We start from the raw sequence: 16,901 nt of genomic DNA, 5'->3' as shown, positions 1-16,901 counted from the left end.
CTCACGCGCGCGAACAGCGCCGCCGAGTCCTCCCGCGAGAGAGCGGCGGCCTGCAGCCGAGCGTATCCGACGGAACGTTCCCTGATCACTTGCGGATCGGCCGTCATGTGGCCGCCTCCGCAGACCGGCGCGTAGAAGAGGTCCGGTCGTCGTCGAAGCGCACGGCAGACCGCGCCCGAACGGCAGGCCGCGCCCGAACGGCAGGCCGCGCCGCCGGACCGGGCGCCGCCTGCGCCGGCCCCGCCTGCGCCGGCCCCGCCGGGTCAGCTGCGTCCGGTCCTCCCCTTCACCGTCTCCGGGCCGCAGCCGATGCGTTCCGCCTCGGCCTCGACGAACGCGGGCAGCAGTTCGCGGGTGAGCCGCGCCGCGTCGTCGTAGAGGGGCCGGTCCTGCTCCACCATGAACACGACCGGTCCGGTCTGGCACCTCGCCCGGTACACCGCCCGGGTCGCGTTGACCTTTCCGTAGCCCTTGGGGCCGTCGACCCCCGAGCCACCCTTCAGCACGTCCTTCCCGAACAGGTCCACCAGCCCGCGGTCGACCACCGTCGTCAGCCTGATCGAGGCGCCCAGGCTCTCGTAGCCCGCCTCGCACACGCGCACGGGGCCGCCGTCGCCGTTGGTCCTGGTCCAGGTCAGCGACTTGTCCGTGCCCGCGGGCCGCTTCAGCCCCTTGATCCCGCAGAAGGACGTGGCCGAGACCGGGCCGCGCTCCGGGACGGCGGGCAGGCGGTCCGGGGTGCGGTAGGTGCCGGAGCAGCCGAAGTCGCGCATGACGCCGTTGGCCGCCGCGACGACCGCGCGGGTCAGGTCGGCGCGGTCCTCCTCCTCGTACGCCGACGGGTGGTCCCGTCCCATGCCCATCGAGACGTCGACCACGGCCGCCGCCTCGAACTCGCCCACCACGCCCGTGCAGCCCTCCGGCAGGGCGATCCAGGCCCGTTCGCCGGAGGCCATGCCGGGCAGGCCCTCGCCGAGCGGAACCGCCCAGGATGTGAGGAACTCGCGCGGCCAGCGGTGCCCGTCGGTGCCGTAGAGGCCGTCGAGCCGGTGGACGTCGACGTTCACCCGGCGCCGAATGCGGTCGCCGTCGTAGCTGGTGATGCGGCACTCGCCCCAGGTCATGCCCCGGGCGTTGCCGTCGTTCTCCAGGACCTGCTCCTCGACCCGCGTCTCGCGGTCACCGAACAGGCCCTTCATCGTGTCCTCGTCGAACGAGTCCCAGCAGGGGGCGTGGCCGCTCACCAGGGGCAGGGTGTCGGTGCGCCAGGCGACGGTGCCGGCGCCGAGCAGCGCGCCGACGACGGCGGCGACGGTCGCGGTGCGGGCCGTGCGGCTCCGGAGGAGGCGTCGCAGGCGGGAGGGCGGGGCGGCGGTGGCCGTCGCTTCCGTGGCGTGGCCGGAGGCCGTGCCGGGAGCGGCGTCGCCGCCGGTCGCCGTGTCGTCGGAGCCGTGCGCGTTCTCGGTCATCGTGTGGTCTCTCCCCCGGTCGCACCGCAGCCGATGCGCTTGCTCACGGACGTGACGAAGTTCTGGAACACCCGCCGGTCGTCCGGCTGTCCGTGTCCTTGCAGGCCGGGCTGGACGTCCCCGTAGAAGACCGTTTCCCGCCCGTCGCAGCGGGCGCGCACCAGTCCCTTGTCGGCGCCTTCGGGGAGGCCGGTGAACAGCGCGGCCATGCGTGGTTCGCCCGCCATCACGAACTGGGCGCCGGGCTGGGTGACCACGTTGCGCGTGCCGTACCACGCCGAGCAGGTCTGGAGTCCGTCCCCGACCGTTCCCACCTGTTCCCTGTAGTGGATCGTCTTGTCGAGCGTGAAGGTCAGACCCGGTATCCGGCACAGGGGTTTGTTGGCGAGTTCGCTGTCCTCCGCGAGCTTCACCAGCGGCGAGGTCATGCGCAGTTCCTCGCCCGGCGCGCAACCCGCCTGTTTCATGAGCTGGTTGGCGGCGTCGACGAGCATGCGGCCGACGGACGCCGGCCTGCCGATCACCATGTCGTCGCTCCACATCGTGACCGTCACCGGCCTGCCGTCCGCGTCGCAGGCGGCGGGCAGGACGATCATGCCCCGGTCGCCGGCGACGAGGCCGGGGACGCCGTCCGGCAGCGGGGTCGCGGAGCCGTGGAGGTAATCGGAGATCCACTTGCGGCGTTCCTCGGCTCCGGCGGGCACGGCCCCGTACGTCAGGGTGACCTTGCCGTGATCGTCGTCGTCGGCGTCGGACGCCGCCACCTCGACCGTGCAGGTGGCCTGCGGCCGGCCGGGTGCGGGTGGCGCGGACTCGGTGGAGTGGCGTTCGAAGCCCGGCTCGCCGAAGGGCTCGTCACCCAGGAGGCCGGGGCCACCGTGTTCCTGCCAGGTGCCCCAGCAGTACGCGTCCCGGAACGGACCGGTGTCCGTCGCCCACAGTCCGATGCCCGTGCCCGCCGCGATCGTCGCGCCCGCGATGACCGTGACGAGCAGTCCTCGTCGCCTCTTCCGGCTGCCGCCGTCCACGCCGTTCCCCCTTGCGAAGCGTTCATGCCAAAGCAAACGTCCATGATCGTACGACCTCGGGAACGGCGGGCGGGGTGCGGGTCGCCTCCGGGCCGCACCCCGAGGGGTCTCCACGCCGCACCCCGAGGAGCCTCCGGGCCGCACCCCGAGGAGCCTCCGGGTGCGACAGGGGACCGGGCATGGGGCACGATGGGCGCCCACACGTCGTACCGACCAGTAGGAGTGGTCCCATGGCCGCCACCACGGAGCCCAGCCCCGAGATTCTCGCCGCGTTCGAGGCGGCCAAGGGCTTCATGCCCGTCAAGGAGGGGCTGGCCCTGTACGAGGCCGCCGCCGAGGCGGCGAAGCTGGGCCTGCCGCTGCTGGAGGTCGGCACGTACTGCGGGCGGTCGACGATCCTGCTCGCGGACGTGGCGCGGCAGGCGGGCACGGTCGCGGTGACGGTGGACCACCACCGGGGCAGCGAGGAGCAGCAGCCGGGGTGGGAGTACCACGACCCGAGCGTGGTGGATCCCGAGGTCGGCGTGATGGACACGCTGCCGACGTTCCGCCGGACGCTGCGGAAGGCCGGCCTGGAGGAGCACGTGATCGCGGTGGTCGGCCGTTCGCCGCAGGTGGCGCGGGTCTGGGCCGGGCAGCTGGGCTTCGTGTTCGTCGACGGCGGGCACACGGACGAGCACGCGACGAACGACTACGAGGGCTGGGCGCCGAAGGTCGCTCCGGGCGGCGTCCTCGTCATCCATGACGTCTTCCCGAACCCGGAGGACGGCGGGCAGGCCCCGTACCGCATCTACCGGCGCGCGCTGGAGTCCGGCGAGTTCGAGGAGACCTCGGTCACGGACTCCCTCCGCGTCCTGCGCCGCCGCCGGGCCGCGTCCGCGTAGGGGCTTCCCGCGGACCCTGGAGGGGCGGGAGAGGCAGGAGCCACCGGCCGTCCGGGCGGCGCGGACGCCGGGGCGCTCCTCCGGGAGCGCCCCGGCGCGTCAGGCCGCGTGCGGGGCGGGGTCCCGGGCCGTGCGGGCCGCCCCGTGACCCGCCCGGTCCGAGGTTCCCGTGCCCGCCACCGCGCGGGTGAAGGCGTCCGGGTCGTCGAACATGATGTTGTGGCCGGCGTCGGGCACGGTCACCACGTCGACGCCGGCGGCCATGAGGGCGTCGGCGCCCGGGAGTTCGCCGCTCCGTTCGCCCTGGAGGTAGACGCGCTCGGCGCGCGAGCCCCGGAACATCTCCCGTACCGTCGGTTCGCTCTCCGCCCGCAGGTGGGTGGCCGAGCGGTACAGCGCGAGCGGGTCCGCGAGGCGCATGGTGGCGGCCCAGGTGGGGCCGACGCGTTCCAGGACGCGGGCGAAGCCCCCGCCGTGGACGAACTCCTCCTCCGTGTACGCCGCGATGCCGCTGCTGCCCGCCGTGGCCGGCGGGAACGGGTCGAGGTTCCCTTCGGTGACGACCAGCCGGGACACGAGGTCGGGCCTGCGGTGCGCGAGGACGATGACGACCCGGCCGCCCATGCTGTGCCCCGCCAGCACGGCGTCCCGCACGCCCGCCTCGTCCAGCGCGGCGGCCAGCGCGTCCGCGTGCTCCTCCGGGGTGTAGCCGAAGTCGGCGGGCCGGTCGCTGATGCCGTGCCCCGGCAGGTCCACGAAGAGCATCCTGCGGCCCGCGAGCTCCGGACGGGCGGCGATGTGGGCGTGGTAGACGGTCGAGGCGGCGCCGAGGCCGTGCACGAACACCACCGCCGGCCGCTCCCCACGGCCGGCGTGCCCCGAGCCCGCCTCCCGCCGGCCCGTCCCACCCGCCGCCGCGCCCGGAGCGGTCCCCGCCGGCACCTCGCCCCGGGCGGTCACAGCCGGAACCTCGCCCCGGCCGGCCCCACCCGGCGCCTCGGTCCACCGGATCCTGCTGCCCCGCGCGTCGAACCGTGCCTCACGCATCGTCCGCTCCCCTCGTCGCCGCTTCTCGCCGCTTCTCGTCGCCTCTGTCGCTCACGGCTCTCGCGCTTGCGACGCCGCGACCATACATCGACAACGTAGTACTACGTCAACGATGTACAGCGATCAGGAGAGAAAAGGAGGGACGTGAGGGAGAATGCGAGCCATGCTGGAACTGTCGATCCTCGGATTCCTCCACGAAGCCCCCCTGCACGGCTACGAGCTGCGCAAGCGCATCACCGCGCTCACCGGCCACGTGCGCCCGGTCGGCGAGTCCACGCTGTACCCGGCGATCAAGCGCCTGGAGAAGGCCGGGCTCCTCGCGCGCGAGACCCGGCAGGGCCCCGCCGCCGCGCCGCGGCACGTCCTCAGCCTCACGGCCGAGGGCAGGCGCGAGCTGCACCGCAGGCTCGCCGAGGCCGGGGGCACCGACATCACGGACGAGAACCGCTGGTTCACGCTGCTCGCGTTCCTGCGGCACCTGGACGACCCGGCCGCGCAGGCCGCCGTACTGCGGCGCCGGCTGGCCTTCCTCGACGAGCCGGCCAGCTTCTTCTACGACGGCGACCGGCCGCTGCGCGCCGAGGAACTGGACGACCCCTTCCGGCGCGGCATCCTGACCGTGGCCCGCGCCACCAGCGAGGCGGAGCTCGGCTGGCTGCGGGCCACGATCGCCGGCCTGGAGGGGTGAGGGGACGGCCTCAGCCGTTCGGCGTGCCGCCCAGGCGGATCACCCAGCGGCGTGACGGGTCGGAGTCACAGGTGAACTGGACCAGCCGCACGTTGTTGTCGGTCGACCTGCCCCCCGCGACCGTCGCGCACTTGCCCGTCTGGACGTTCACCAGCTTGTACGACGTGCCGCCCCAGTCCGTCAGGCGCCAGCGGCGCGAGGGGTCGGAGTCGCAGGTGAACTGCACGAGGGTGACGTTGTTGTCGGTCGACCGGCCACCGGCGACCGTCGCGCACTTGCCGCTCCGGGCGTTCACCAACTGAAAGGAATCACCGTCCCAGTTGGTGATGAGCCAGCGGCGCGACCGGTCCGTGTCGCAGTCGAACTGGAGCAGTTCGAGGTTGTTCTGGGCGAGCGTGCCGCCGTTGAAGGTCATGCACTTGCCGGTCTGGAGGTTCCTGAACTGGAAGGTGCCGCCGGAGATCCTGGCCTCCGCCGGGGACACCGCCGAGGAGTCGGCGGAGCGCGCCGCGGGATGGGCGATCGCGGGAGCGGGCAGGAGCAGGGTGCTTCCGGCCAGCAGGATCGTCGACGTCGTCAGAAGGCGACGGGAGCGCGTTTCCTTGCGTGGACGCATGGCGCCGCTCCTCTCTTGCGTACGAGGTGCGCCTGCGGGGTCTCGCCTGCGAAGGACTCGTGGTGCCTTCGAGGCATCCCCGCAAAGGCTCGTGGTGCTTTCGCGGTGTCACCCGCAAAGGCTCGTGGTGCCTTCGAGGCAGGTATCGGCCGCGAAGGCCTGCGGTGCCTTCGCGGTATCGCCCGCGAGGCGTCGCCTTCCTGGAGGGAGGGGCGACGGCCGCCCTCACCACTATCGGCGGGTCCGGCGACCCGCGCAAACGCGGGGCACCGGACCGTTGCCCGGTCAACATGTCAGCCGAACAGCGAGGTCACGTACAGGCAGTTGGTATACGAGTAGCCCGACTCGATCTTCGCCGTGCTGGCCTTCTTCACCTCCGCCGACGTGCTCGTGCCCGCGCGCTTCTGGAGCATCTGGTACGTGCCCGGCGGAAGCGTCAGCGTCCGCTTCGGGTACTTCGACGACGGCCCCGAGCAGGCCTTGACCTTGCCGCCCACCGGCAGGATCGACGGATAGGCCTTGCAGCCGCCGCAGGCCGGGAGGGTGACGCGGCCGGTGACCGGGCCGGTGTAGAGGAGCTCGACCTCGCCCGGGCCGTCGTTGCTCACCACCATGACCATGCCGGAGCCGTCCGGCGTGGCGCCCGACGGGACCTTGCCGCCGGCGGCCGGGCTCTCCTCGGCGATCTCGGCGACGATGGCGACGTTGCGCGCCTGGGCCGTCTGCGGGCTGCCCGGGTAGTCCTTGACGTAGTCGTTCATCGTCGAGACGGCCTCGGCGTAGTCCTTCTTCTTGAACTGGTCGATGCCGCAGGCGAAGTCGCCGCGCTGGATCGACCGGTCGACGTCCTTGCCGAGCGGGGCGAAGGCCGCGCTCGGCAGCGCGCCGACCGTCGTGTCGAAGCGGCGCAGGTCCTCGGCCGTGGCGCAGGGCGCGACGCCGAGGGACTTGTCGCGGGTGCGCAGGGCCTCGCGGAGGGCCGGCTCGACCTTCTGCGCGTAGGGCGACTGCGGGAAGGTCGTGAGCAGCGCGTTGAGGTGGTCGGCGGAGCTGGTCTCCTGACCGGCGTTCCCGGCCGTGCCGGTGCCGCACTGGAACAGCGACTCCGCCAGCGGCTCGTCGGCCCGGCCCGCGACCGTGCCGAGCAGGGCGGCGTCGAGCGTCCGGGGCAGCTCGCGCAGGTGTGTGAGGGCCGGGACGGCCCTGCAGTAGTCCTTCTTGCCGTACGGCGCGGAGACGGAGGCGTAGTAGGCCTGGACGCGGTCCGGGACCAGCTTCCCGGCCCGGGAGCCGGCGTGCTTCGTACCGATCCGCTGATACGTGTCGAGGGCCGAGCGGTAGCCGCTCTCCACACTGGTGAACGTCTGCCCCTCACCGTCCTTCACCAGCTTGTCGGCGGCGGCGAGCTGCTCCAGGAGCCGCTGCTCCTTCGCCTCGTCGCGGGCCGCGCCGTAGGCGAAGCCGCCGCCCACGGGCACCGCGAACAGCGCGAGCGCGAGCGGCACGACCAGGCCCTGGCGGGCCGCGGCCCAGGAGGCGAGCGGGGTACGGCGGGCCCGGCGCGCGGCGTCCGCCGCGGCCAGGAGCAGGAAGACGCCGTACGAGGCGAGCGCGCCGACCGGAATGCCGTCGGGGTCGGCGGGCAGGGCCGCGACGACCAGCGCGACGGTGGCGGCCCAGCAGACGACCGCGCCGATCCACTGGCGGAGCAGGACGTAACCCAGGCCCAGGAAGGAGAGGTTCAGGAGGCCGGCGGCGACGGCGTGGGACCAGGGCTGCGGCGGGGGCGGGGGCGGGGGCGGGAGCGGCGGCCCTGCCGGAGGCATCGCCCCGGCGCCGCCCCCGGGCCCGAACCCGGGTGCCGGCGTGGCGCCGGGCGCCGGTCCGAAGCCGGTCGCCGGCGTGCCGGGCGGCGGCACCGCGTCGTACACCGGCGGATGCGCGGGAGGCTGCGGGGGCGTCTGGGGCGCGTGGGGCGGCTCGGGCGCCTGGGAGGCCTGCGGGATCTGAGGGGCCTGCGGCACCTGGTGCGGTTGGTGCGGTTGGTGCGCCTCAGGCGCAGGAGACGCGGGAGGCACAGGAGGCTCGGGAGGCGCAGGAGACGCGGGAGGCGGCGGCTGAGGCGTCCGGGGTGGTGACTGCGGCGCCTGGTCGCCGGTCCATTCCCAAGGTGATGGGTGTCGCCCGGTCGTGCCGTGGGCGCGGTCGTGGTCGTGATCTTCCCCCGCCACAGGTCCCCCCTTGTGGTCGTCGTGGTTTTCCCCACTTACCCTTCACCCACCCCTCACACACGTGGGGCCCGTTCGGTTCCGGTACGGGCATTCCGGCGCGGGACCGCCTACAGTCGCGGGGTGCCGTACGACCACCGGAAGCCCCTCGCGAAGCGCCCCGCGAAGCCGCTCGCGCTCGCCCTGCCCCTGACCCTGGCCCTGCCGCTCGCCCTGACCGGCTGCGGCGGCTCCGCCGCGCCCGCGGGTCCGGCCGCGCCCGGGCAGTCCCGTACCGCGGACGCCAAGGGCGCCACCGCCCCGTCCGCGAGCGGCACCACGCCCTCCGCGCACGCGACCGGCCCCTCCACGAGCGCCGGCGCCACGACCCCCGCGCCGCTTCCGCTCGCCGGTCGGACCGTCGTCATCGACCCTGGGCACAATCCGGGAAACTTCCGGCATTCCTCGGAAATCAACAAGAAGGTGAACATCGGGACGACTCGTAAGGAGTGCGACACCACCGGCACCTCCACGAACGGCGGCTACACCGAGGCCGCCTTCACCCTCGATGTTTCACACCGCCTTCGCGATCTCCTCGAGAAGCAGGGCGCCGAGGTGGTCCTCGTCCACGACGCCGACCGCCCCTTCGGGCCCTGCATCGACGAGCGCGCCCGGATCGGCAACGCCGCGAAGGCGGACGCCGTCGTGTCCGTGCACGCGGACGGCTCGGCGGGCGGCAACCGCGGCTTCCACGTGATCCTGCCCGCGCGGGTGAACGGCGGTTCCGCGGACACGGCGACGATCGTGGGCCCGTCCCGTACCCTCGGCGAGAAGCTCGTCACGCACTTCGCCCGCGCCACCGGCTCCAGGCCCGCCAACTACATCGGTTCCGGTACCGGGTTGGACGTCCGTGACGATCTCGGGGGACTCAATCTCTCGACCGTGCCCAAGGTCTTCCTCGAATGCGGCAATATGCGTGACCCGAAGGACGCCGCGCTGCTGACCGACGCCGCGTGGCGCCAGAAGGCGGCGCACGGGATCGCGGACGGCATCGGCGCCTTCCTCCAGGGGTAGGACCGAGGGGCGGTCGGGCAAGCGATAGATTCGCTCCGTACGATGGGGCGCCCCCCGTGCTTCCGCGCCACCCGACGAGACGAACCGACGAAGGACTTCTTACGTGAATATCCGCTCCCTCACCCGAGGCGATGGCGTGTTGATCGGTGCAGCGGTGGTGCTGTTCATCGCCTCGTTCCTCGACGTCACCGGCTGTGACGCGCCGGACAACATCTGCGACCAGGTCGAGTCGGCGTTCTCCTGGGAGATGTCGCCGCTCGGCTGGGGCTCGTTCTTCCTGGGCATCGCCGGTGCCGCGCTCGTGATCGTCTCGCGCGCGCTGCCGCAGCCCCGCAAGGTGGCGGGTCTGGAGCTGGGCCAGGTGGGCGTCGCGTTCACCATCGCGTCCGCGTGGACCATGCTGATGTGGGTCTTCGAGTCCAACAACGCGGGCGCCGGCCTGATCCTCGGCGTCATCGCCTCGCTGATCCTGGCGGCCGGCGCGGTCGCCGCCCCGCTGGTCCCTGCCCTGCAGGGCCCGCTGGTCGGCGCGCCGGCGCCGCAGGCCCCGCAGCCGTACGGCATGCAGCCCGGCCAGGGCGTTCCCGGCGGCTACGGCTACCCGGGCGGCGCGCAGCAGCCGTACGGCTCCCAGCCCGACCCGTCGCTCGGCGGCCAGGGCTTCGGCGCGCAGCCGCAGGCGCACCAGCCGCAGCCGGGTCCGCAGGCCGCCGCCCCGCAGCAGCCGCAGGCCGCGGCGGCTCCGACCGGCGACTTCACCGCGTTCTGGTTCGCGGTTCCGGCCGCCCGTCCGCTGTACGCGGAGGACGGCTCGGCCGCGCCGATCGCCGAGCTGGCGCCGGGCACCTGGTACCTGGCGGTCGAGCAGCGCGGCCAGGCGCTGGTCGCGCAGACGCAGGACGGCCGCCGCGGTGTCCTCCAGGACACCACCGGCATCCAGCGCGGCTGACGCGAGGCACACGCGCGTTCCCTGCCGACGGCCCTCCGCCCGGACCCTGTTCCGGGCGGAGGGCCGTCGGCGTGCGTGCCGGGGGCCACGCCCCTTCCGGGTCGGGGGCCGTTGCCGTACAGTCCCGGCCTGTCGGCATAACTGACTCACCGTCAGAAAGGCTGCGCGGCATGCGACTCGGACTCGCCCTCGGCTACTGGGGCCGCGGCCCCTCCCCCGCCCACCTCGACCTGGCCCGCGAGGCCGAGCGGCTCGGCTACGACTCGGTGTGGACCGCCGAGGCCTGGGGCTCCGACGCCTTCACCGCGCTCACCTGGATCGCCGCCCACACCTCGCGGATCCGGCTCGGCACCGCCGTCGCGCAGATGGCCGCGCGCACGCCGACCGCGACCGCGATGCACGCGCTCACCCTCGACCACCTCTCCGGCGGCCGGATGACGCTCGGGCTCGGTCTTTCCGGGCCGCAGGTCGTGGAGGGCTGGTACGGGCGGCCCTTCCCGCGCTCGCCGCTCACCGCGACCCGCGAGTACGTGGACGTGGTGCGCCAGGTGCTGCGCCGCGAGGGGCCCGTCATGCTGGACGGGCGCTATCACCCGCACCCGTACGCCGGTCCCGACGGCGCCGGTCTCGGCAAGCCGCTGAAGCCGATCACCCATCCCCTGCGCGCCGACCTGCCCGTCCTCCTCGGCGCGGAGGGCCCGAAGAACATCGCGCAGACCCTCCGCATCGCCGACGGCTGGCTGCCGCTCTACTGGTCGCCGACCCGCTGGGCCGAGGTGTACGCCCTCCCCGACACCCTTCCGGAGGGCTTCGCCGTGGCTCCGCTGGTGCGCGCCCAGGTGTGCGAGGACGTCTCCGCCGGGCTGCTGCCGGTGAAGGCGATGCTCGGCTTCTACATCGGCGGCATGGGGCCGAACGGCACGCGTGCGCGGCACCCCCCGGGGGGCGGTGGCCGGGCGGCGGGCGGGCACAACTTCCACGCCGGCCTGATGGCGCGCATGGGCTACGAGGCCGAGGCCCGCCGCATCCAGGAACTGTTCGCCGCCGGACGGCGCGAGGAGGCGGTCCTGGCCGTGCCGGACTCCTTCGCCGACGAGATCTCCCTCGTCGGCCCGCGCGAACGGATCGCGGAACGCCTCGCGCAGTGGCGGAAGGGCCCGGTGACGGACCTCCTGGTCACGGCACCGGACCCGGCCACCCTGCGGACGCTGGCGGAGCTGAACGGCTGACGCCGGGGCCGGAGGCCCGCGCCGCCGCCCCGCGGCCTGCGGCCTATCCGCCGCTCAGCTGGGACGCGCTCGGCACCTTGTCGACGACCTCGGCACCCGCGCTCTTCCCCGCGTCCTTGACGCTGTTGATGACGTTCTCGAACGAGCCGACGTCGTCGGCGGTCGCCTCGCCCTTGCGGAGCTTCGTACCGAGGTCCTTGAGGGACTCGATGCCCGCGGTGAGCGGCGCCACCGCCTTGGAGAGCAGCGGATCGCCCTTGGCGTTGTTCACGGCCGCCTTGAGGCGGTTGTACGTGAAGGCGCCGGCGAGGCCCGCCTTGACCAGGGCGAAGGTCCGCCCGTCCGCGCCCTTCTTGAACTTGCCCTCGCGGTACGGCTTGACGATCCACTGGTACGTGGCGCCCGCCGCGAGGCCCGCGTTGGCGACGAACCGGGTCTTCGCCAGCTTCTGTTTCTCGAAGCTCGCCGACGCCGTCGGCGAGGCGGCGGCGCCCGTCGTCATGCTCTGCGTGCTGTCGCCGCCGCACGCGGCGGTCGTGGCGAGCAGCGCACCGGACAGGAACAGCGCGACGAGCGCGCGGCGCGCGCGTATGAGGCTGGGCACGGCGAGGACCTCCCTGAGGTCGTGACATCCCGGGGCCCGGGGACCGCTCCGGGCTGTGGCGCCAGCCTCGCCCCGGGGCGCGGGCCGCGCACCCGCTGTCCGCCGGGTGAGTGAACCGGCACCGGCGCCGCGGCGGCGGGCCGGTGCCTCCGGGGAGCGCCGAGGCGCCGTGCGCGCACGGCGCACGCATCAGCCGCAGCAGTCGGGCTCCAGACCGCGCGGCAGGCGTTCGCCGCCGAAGACCGCGACGGTGGCTTCGTCGCCGCCGAGGGCCGCCACCGCGAGCAGCAGCGAACCGGCGGTCCAGGTGGTCTGTTCCTCCGGCCAGACGGCGCGGTCGCCCTCGAAGACGTAACCGGTCCAGTAGTTGCCGTTCGGGGCGCGCAGGTGGCTGATGGAGGTGAGGATCTCCAGGGCCCGGTCCGACTCGCCCATGGCCCACAGGGTGAGGGCGAGTTCGCAGCTCTCGCCGCCGGTCACCCACGGGTTGGGCAGGACGCAGCGCACGCCGAGGCCGGGGACGACGAAGTCGTCCCACTTCTCGTCGATCCGGGCCTTCGCCGCCTCGCCCGTGACCGCGCCGCCGAGCACCGGGTAGTACCAGTCCATGGAGTAGCGGGACTTGTCGAGGAAGCGCTCGGGGTGCCTGCGGATCGCGTGGCCGAGGGCGCCGGCCGCCAGCTCCCAGTCCGGCTGCGGCTCCTCGCGTTCCTCGGCGATGGCGAGGGCGCAGCGCAGCGCCTGGTGGATGGAGGAGCTGCCGGTGAGCAGGGCGTCGGTCACCGGCGTGCCGTCGGCCTCGCGCTTCCAGCCGATCTCGCCGCCGGGCCGCTGGAGCCCGAGGACGAAGGCGACGGCCGCGTGGACGACGGGCCACATCCGGTCGAGGAAGGCGTCGTCGCCGGTCGACAGGTAGTGGTGCCAGACGCCGACGGCGACGTACGCGACGAAGTTGGACTCGCGGCCGCGGTCGGTGACGTCCTCGGGGTCGCCGTCCCGGTAGGCCGCGTACCAGGAGCCGTCGGCGTTCTGGTGCCGGGCCAGCCACTCGTAGGCGCGGCGGGCGGCCTCGTGCTCGCCCGCGGTGTCCAGGGCCATGGCGGCCTCGGTGTGGTCCCACGGGTCGAGGTGGTGGCCGCGGAACCACGGGATGGCGCCGTCCTCGCGCTGGACGGCCAGGATGCCGGCGACGGTCGCGGCGGCCTGCTCGGCGGTGAGCACCCCGGGCAGGACGAGGTGCTCCGCCATCCGCTCGGGAAGGGTCACTGGGCGTCGGCCTTCGGCAGGTGGGGCTTGGTCGCGTACGCCACGAAGCTCTTGCCGACGACCGGGTTGAGCAGCTGCTCGGCGACCCGGGTCAGGGCGGGCTTCTTCATGATGTCCCAGACCAGGAGCTTGTGGTAGGCGCGGACCGGCAGCGCCTTGTCGTTGTCGACGCCGAAGGCGCACTTGAGCCACCAGTACGGCGCGTGCAGCGCGTGGGCGTGGTGGGTGCCGTACGGCTTGAGGCCGGCCTGGCGCATCTTGGCGAGGAGCTCGTCGGCCTTGTAGATGCGGATGTGGCCGCCCTCGACCTCGTGGTACTCGTCGGAGAGCGCCCAGCAGACCTTCTCCGGGCCGTAGCGCGGGACGGTGACGGCGATCCGGCCGCCGGGCTTGAGGACGCGGACCATCTCGGCGAGGACGCCCTTGTCGTCCGGGATGTGCTCCATGACCTCGGAGATGATGACGACGTCGAAGGACTCGTCGGGGAAGGGCAGGTTGAGCGCGTCGCCCTCCATGGCGGTGGCGGACGCGCCGGCCGGGGCCTCGCCGGCCTCCTTCATCGCGGCGAACCACTTGGCGACCTCGCGGATCTCCTCGCCGTTCTGGTCGAGGGCCACGACCTGGGCGCCGCGCCGGTAGCACTCGAAGGCGTGCCGGCCCCCGCCGCAGCCCAGGTCGAGCACGCGGTCGCCGGGGGCGAGCGGGAAGCGGGTGAAGTCGACGGTCAGCACGGAGTCTGCCTTTCAGTGGCGTCGCGGTTCGCGGAGGTGAGGTGGCCGCGGTGTCGTGGGCTCAGTGACGGGGTGCCGCGGCGCGGCCCTGGCGGGCGAGGGCCTCGCGGTAGAGGTCGGCGGTGCCCTGGGCGGCGCGGGCCCAGGTGAAGCGGGCGAGGACCCGGTCGCGGCCGGCCCGGCCGAGGCGGGCGCGCAGCTCGGGGTCGCCGAGGACGCGGCCGAGGGCGGCGGCGAGGGCGCCGGGGTCGCCCGGCGGGACGGCCAGGCAGGTGTCGCCGTCGGTTCCGGCGACCTCCGGGATGGCGCCGCCGGTCGTGGCGACGAGCGGGGTGCCGGTGGCCATGCCCTCGGCGGCGGGCAGCGAGAAGCCCTCGTAGAGGGAGGGGACGCAGGCGACCTGGGCGGAGCGGTAGAGGTCGACGAGCTCGGCGTCGCTGACGCCCTTGACGAACCGGACGGCGCCGTCGAGCCCGTACCGCTCGATGGCCTGGGCGACGGGGCCGTCCTCGGCGCGCTTGCCGACGACGACGAGGTGGGCGTCGGGGTGCTCGGTGCGGAGCTTGGCGAGGGCCTCGATCAGGAAGACGAGGCCCTTGAGCGGGACGTCGGCGCTGGAGGTGGTGACGATCCGGCCGGGCACCTCGGCGACGGACGGGTCCGGGGACCACAGGTCGGTGTCGGCGCCGATGTGGACGACCTCGATGCGGTCCGCGCGGACGCCGAGGTGGTCGACGATCTCCTGGCGGGAGGTGCCGGAGACGGTGAGGACGGACGGCAGCCGGCGGGCGACCCGCTTCTGCATGCGGGTGAAGGCGTACCAGCGGCGGACGGAGGCGCGGCGCTTCCAGTCGGCGGCGGCGTCGAGTTCGAGCTGCCGGTCGACGGTGATGGGGTGGTGGATCGTGGTGACCAGCGGGGCGCCGAGGGCGCGCGGGCCGCCGAGGAGTCCGTAGCCGAGGGTCTGGTTGTCGTGGACGACGTCGAAGTCGCCGCGGCGGGCGGCGAGCAGCCGGCGGGCGCGGAGCGAGAAGGTGAGCGGCTCGGGGAAGCCGCCGGTCCACATGGTGGCGACCTCGAGGCCGTCGATCCAGTCCCGGTACTCCTCGCGCTTCGGCGTGCGGAAGGGGTCGGGCTGGCGGTAGAGGTCGAGGCTGGCGATCTCGGTGAGCGGGACGCCCTCGTCGAGGGTGGGGTACGGCTGGGAGCCGATGACCTCCACGCTGTGGCCGAGGCGGGCGAGCTCGCGCGAGAGGTGGCGGACGTAGACGCCCTGACCGCCGCAGAACGGGTTCCCCTTGTACGTCAGGAGAGCGATCCGCAACGGACCGTCACCGTCCGGGCCGGCACCCTGTCGGGGGCTTGCCTCTATGGCCTCCGCGGTCAACTGCGACCCCCTTCGAGCGTGCTTTTCGCGGGAGCGTAACCGCCCCGCTAATCTAGAACAAGTTACAGACTTGATCGCGAGACTTGATCACTCAAGATCTTCTTGATCTGCTGGATCCGGTCGATCCGCTCGATCCGCCGGGATCGACCGGAACGGCTCGACCGATCCGCTCGACCGATCCGCTCGACCGATCCGCTCGACCGATCTTCTTGATCCTTCGAGGAGCACAGAATCTACCGGCAGGTAGCTCCGTCGGGAGATCCGGAACAGGTGATTCGCGCCACGGCCGTCGCCCGTCCCATACTGTCGCTCCGCCACCGCACGGCACCGCACGGAACGGGGACCTCATGAACGCGGAAGGCAGACCTGCGTCGCCGCCCCTGACAGAGCGCCAGGAGGCACGCCGCCGGCGCATCCTGCACGCCAGTGCCCAGCTGGCCGGTCGCGGCGGTTTCGAGGCCGTCCAGATGCGGGAGGTCGCCGAGGCGGCCGGAGTGGCGCTCGGCACGCTCTACCGCTACTTCCCGTCCAAGATCCACCTCCTGGTCGCCACCATGCAGGACCAGCTGCAGCACCTGCACACCACGCTGCGCAAACGCCCGCCGGCGGCCGAGGACCCGGCCGAACGGGTGGCCGAGACCCTGATGCGGGCCTTCCGCGCGCTGCAGCGCGAACCGCAGCTCGCGGACGCGATGGTGCGGGCGCTGACCTTCGCCGACCGCAGCGTGAGCCCCGAGGTCGACACGGTGTCGCGGCTGACGACCGCGATCATCCTGGACGCGATGGGCGCGGAGCACCCGACACCGGAGCAGCTGTCGGCGGTGCGGGTGATCGAGCACACCTGGCACTCGGCGCTGATCACCTGGCTGTCGGGCCGGGCGTCGATCGCACAGGTGAAGATCGACATCGAGACGGTCTGCCGCCTGATCGACCTGACGGCACCCGAGGTGACGGCGACGCCCTGAGGTCCGCGCCCCGCCCGCGCCCCGCCCGCGCTCCCGAGGATCCGAGGACCCCACGAGTGAGGACCCGGCCCGCGCCCCCGAGGGGCGGCGCGGGGCGCGGTCCCGGCCGATTCCCGGTCGGGCTCCGCCCGTCCTACTGCTTGCTCTTCTCCAGGTCGGCCTTGAACAGGGCCTCGCAGGCGGGCGAGGTGTCGGTGGCGATGAACATCACCAGCTTCAGGACGCCGGCGCTGTGGTCGCTGGCCTTGAGCTGCCAGCCTCCCTTGGAGAGGCTGGTGATGGTCGAGCCGCTCTGCGAGAAGGTCTTGTCCGTCTTCCAGGACTCCTTGCCGAGCGCCGCCACGGTGTCCGTGTAGGACTTCTTCGGGTCGGCGGCCTTCTTGGCCTCGGCGCTCCAGGAGACCATGCACTTCTCCAGGCCGGGCGGGACCTGGTCGCCGGTCGCGGCCTGGACGAAGCCCGCGCCGGTGGCCGCGGTCTCGATCTCCTGCTTGACGTCGTCGGCCGTCAGGGCCTCGTCGCCACCGGTCCCCGCGCCGCCGCCCGCCGTCGAGCCGGCCGAGGAGCCGCCGGCACCCGCGGACGAACCGCCCTTGTCCGAGCCGCCGTTGCTCCCACAGCCGGCAACGAGCAGCACCACACCGGCAGCCGCGGCCGCGGTCATCAGCCTCGCCTTGCGCACAACACTCCCCATTCCGCGCGCACAAGGGCCTCTTGCCCCCGTGATCAAGGCAGTAGTTTTGCATAAGGGAAGCCC

The 16,901-nt window shown here is 73.4% G+C and carries 16 protein-coding genes; 6 read left to right on the top strand and 10 right to left on the bottom strand.

Going from position 1 to position 16,901, the window contains the following annotated elements; genetic code table 11:
- Positions 1 to 263: 263 nt before the first annotated feature.
- The gene (locus ESG85_RS17025) at positions 264 to 1,469 is read right to left on the bottom strand and encodes a hypothetical protein (RefSeq protein WP_128980161.1); all 1,206 of its coding nucleotides are present in this window, start codon (positions 1,467 to 1,469) and stop codon (positions 264 to 266) included.
- A complete protein-coding gene (locus tag ESG85_RS17020; protein ID WP_128980159.1) occupies positions 1,466 to 2,497 on the bottom strand; it encodes a hypothetical protein in 1,032 nt (343 codons plus the stop codon). The genes ESG85_RS17025 and ESG85_RS17020 overlap by 4 nt, the downstream gene beginning before the upstream one ends.
- Before the next feature lie 230 nt (positions 2,498 to 2,727).
- Here ESG85_RS17020 and ESG85_RS17015 point away from each other — a divergent pair, with 230 nt between their 5' ends.
- Positions 2,728 to 3,381 (top strand): class I SAM-dependent methyltransferase, encoded by a 654-nt coding sequence (locus ESG85_RS17015; RefSeq protein WP_128980157.1) that lies wholly within the window; start codon positions 2,728 to 2,730, stop codon positions 3,379 to 3,381.
- Between the two features lie 99 nt (positions 3,382 to 3,480).
- Here ESG85_RS17015 and ESG85_RS17010 read toward each other — a convergent pair whose 3' ends face one another.
- The gene (locus ESG85_RS17010; protein WP_219825197.1) at positions 3,481 to 4,428 is read right to left on the bottom strand and encodes an alpha/beta fold hydrolase; all 948 of its coding nucleotides are present in this window, start codon (positions 4,426 to 4,428) and stop codon (positions 3,481 to 3,483) included.
- 163 nt (positions 4,429 to 4,591) lie between these two features.
- Here ESG85_RS17010 and ESG85_RS17005 point away from each other — a divergent pair, with 163 nt between their 5' ends.
- Positions 4,592 to 5,116 carry a PadR family transcriptional regulator gene (locus tag ESG85_RS17005; RefSeq protein ID WP_128980155.1) on the top strand — a complete coding sequence of 175 codons (525 nt, stop codon included), beginning with the start codon at positions 4,592 to 4,594 and terminating at the stop codon, positions 5,114 to 5,116.
- 10 nt (positions 5,117 to 5,126) lie between these two features.
- Here ESG85_RS17005 and ESG85_RS17000 read toward each other — a convergent pair whose 3' ends face one another.
- Together ESG85_RS17000 and ESG85_RS16995 are read right to left on the bottom strand one after the other, a co-directional pair.
- Complete coding sequence (locus ESG85_RS17000; protein ID WP_128980153.1) at positions 5,127 to 5,732, bottom strand: RICIN domain-containing protein; 606 nt, start codon at positions 5,730 to 5,732, stop codon at positions 5,127 to 5,129.
- A gap of 293 nt (positions 5,733 to 6,025) precedes the next feature.
- Positions 6,026 to 7,756, bottom strand: a complete 1,731-nt coding sequence (locus ESG85_RS16995) for a tol-pal system YbgF family protein (RefSeq protein WP_246095091.1) — start codon at positions 7,754 to 7,756, stop codon at positions 6,026 to 6,028.
- A 327-nt stretch (positions 7,757 to 8,083) separates the two neighbouring features.
- Between ESG85_RS16995 and ESG85_RS16990 the strand changes: the two genes are divergently transcribed.
- The 3 genes from ESG85_RS16990 (at position 8,084) to ESG85_RS16980 (ending at position 11,191) form a co-directional block, all read left to right on the top strand.
- Positions 8,084 to 9,013 carry an N-acetylmuramoyl-L-alanine amidase gene (locus ESG85_RS16990; protein WP_128980151.1) on the top strand — a complete coding sequence of 310 codons (930 nt, stop codon included), beginning with the start codon at positions 8,084 to 8,086 and terminating at the stop codon, positions 9,011 to 9,013.
- 103 nt (positions 9,014 to 9,116) lie between these two features.
- Positions 9,117 to 9,962, top strand: coding sequence for a DUF5336 domain-containing protein (locus ESG85_RS16985; RefSeq protein ID WP_128980149.1), 846 nt, complete (start codon positions 9,117 to 9,119; stop codon positions 9,960 to 9,962).
- A 170-nt stretch (positions 9,963 to 10,132) separates the two neighbouring features.
- Positions 10,133 to 11,191, top strand: coding sequence for an LLM class F420-dependent oxidoreductase (locus ESG85_RS16980; RefSeq protein ID WP_128980147.1), 1,059 nt, complete (start codon positions 10,133 to 10,135; stop codon positions 11,189 to 11,191).
- Between the two features lie 43 nt (positions 11,192 to 11,234).
- Here the strand turns inward: ESG85_RS16980 and ESG85_RS16975 are convergent, their stop codons facing one another.
- From ESG85_RS16975 to ESG85_RS16960, 4 genes are all read right to left on the bottom strand, one after another.
- Positions 11,235 to 11,795: a hypothetical protein gene (locus tag ESG85_RS16975; protein ID WP_128980145.1), complete on the bottom strand. Its 561-nt coding sequence runs from the start codon at positions 11,793 to 11,795 to the stop codon at positions 11,235 to 11,237.
- A gap of 189 nt (positions 11,796 to 11,984) precedes the next feature.
- On the bottom strand, positions 11,985 to 13,061 hold the full coding sequence (locus ESG85_RS16970) for a prenyltransferase/squalene oxidase repeat-containing protein (RefSeq protein ID WP_181019052.1): 1,077 nt from the start codon (positions 13,059 to 13,061) through the stop codon (positions 11,985 to 11,987).
- Positions 13,058 to 13,792 carry a class I SAM-dependent methyltransferase gene (locus ESG85_RS16965; RefSeq protein WP_128980143.1) on the bottom strand — a complete coding sequence of 245 codons (735 nt, stop codon included), beginning with the start codon at positions 13,790 to 13,792 and terminating at the stop codon, positions 13,058 to 13,060. Before ESG85_RS16965 ends, ESG85_RS16970 begins: the two co-directional genes overlap by 4 nt.
- Positions 13,793 to 13,853: 61 nt before the next feature.
- Positions 13,854 to 15,179, bottom strand: coding sequence for a glycosyltransferase family 4 protein (locus ESG85_RS16960; protein WP_128980141.1), 1,326 nt, complete (start codon positions 15,177 to 15,179; stop codon positions 13,854 to 13,856).
- Positions 15,180 to 15,526: 347 nt separating this feature from the next.
- Between ESG85_RS16960 and ESG85_RS16955 the strand changes: the two genes are divergently transcribed.
- Complete coding sequence (locus ESG85_RS16955) at positions 15,527 to 16,144, top strand: TetR family transcriptional regulator (RefSeq protein ID WP_128980139.1); 618 nt, start codon at positions 15,527 to 15,529, stop codon at positions 16,142 to 16,144.
- 133 nt (positions 16,145 to 16,277) lie between these two features.
- Here ESG85_RS16955 and ESG85_RS16950 read toward each other — a convergent pair whose 3' ends face one another.
- Positions 16,278 to 16,808: a hypothetical protein gene (locus ESG85_RS16950; protein ID WP_246095089.1), complete on the bottom strand. Its 531-nt coding sequence runs from the start codon at positions 16,806 to 16,808 to the stop codon at positions 16,278 to 16,280.
- Positions 16,809 to 16,901 lie beyond the last annotated feature (93 nt).

The sequence above is a fragment of the Streptomyces roseicoloratus genome (genome assembly GCF_004117935.1).
Taxonomy (GTDB): Bacteria; Actinomycetota; Actinomycetes; order Streptomycetales; family Streptomycetaceae; genus Streptomyces; species Streptomyces roseicoloratus.
The sequence above is the reverse complement of the archived record's forward strand: the minus strand, read 5'-3'. Positions and strand labels throughout refer to the sequence as shown.

Excerpts from the sequence above, each read along its gene's own strand:
- ESG85_RS17025 (WP_128980161.1), bottom strand. The coding sequence starts at position 1,469 with ATGACCGAGAACGCGCACGGCTCCGACGACACGGCGACCGGCGGCGAC.
- ESG85_RS17005 (WP_128980155.1), top strand. The coding sequence starts at position 4,592 with ATGCTGGAACTGTCGATCCTCGGATTCCTCCACGAAGCCCCCCTGCAC.
- ESG85_RS16950 (WP_246095089.1), bottom strand. The coding sequence starts at position 16,808 with ATGACCGCGGCCGCGGCTGCCGGTGTGGTGCTGCTCGTTGCCGGCTGT.
- ESG85_RS17010 (WP_219825197.1), bottom strand. The coding sequence starts at position 4,428 with ATGCGTGAGGCACGGTTCGACGCGCGGGGCAGCAGGATCCGGTGGACC.
- ESG85_RS17015 (WP_128980157.1), top strand. The coding sequence starts at position 2,728 with ATGGCCGCCACCACGGAGCCCAGCCCCGAGATTCTCGCCGCGTTCGAG.
- ESG85_RS16955 (WP_128980139.1), top strand. The coding sequence starts at position 15,527 with ATGAACGCGGAAGGCAGACCTGCGTCGCCGCCCCTGACAGAGCGCCAG.
- ESG85_RS17000 (WP_128980153.1), bottom strand. The coding sequence starts at position 5,732 with ATGCGTCCACGCAAGGAAACGCGCTCCCGTCGCCTTCTGACGACGTCG.
- ESG85_RS16980 (WP_128980147.1), top strand. The coding sequence starts at position 10,133 with ATGCGACTCGGACTCGCCCTCGGCTACTGGGGCCGCGGCCCCTCCCCC.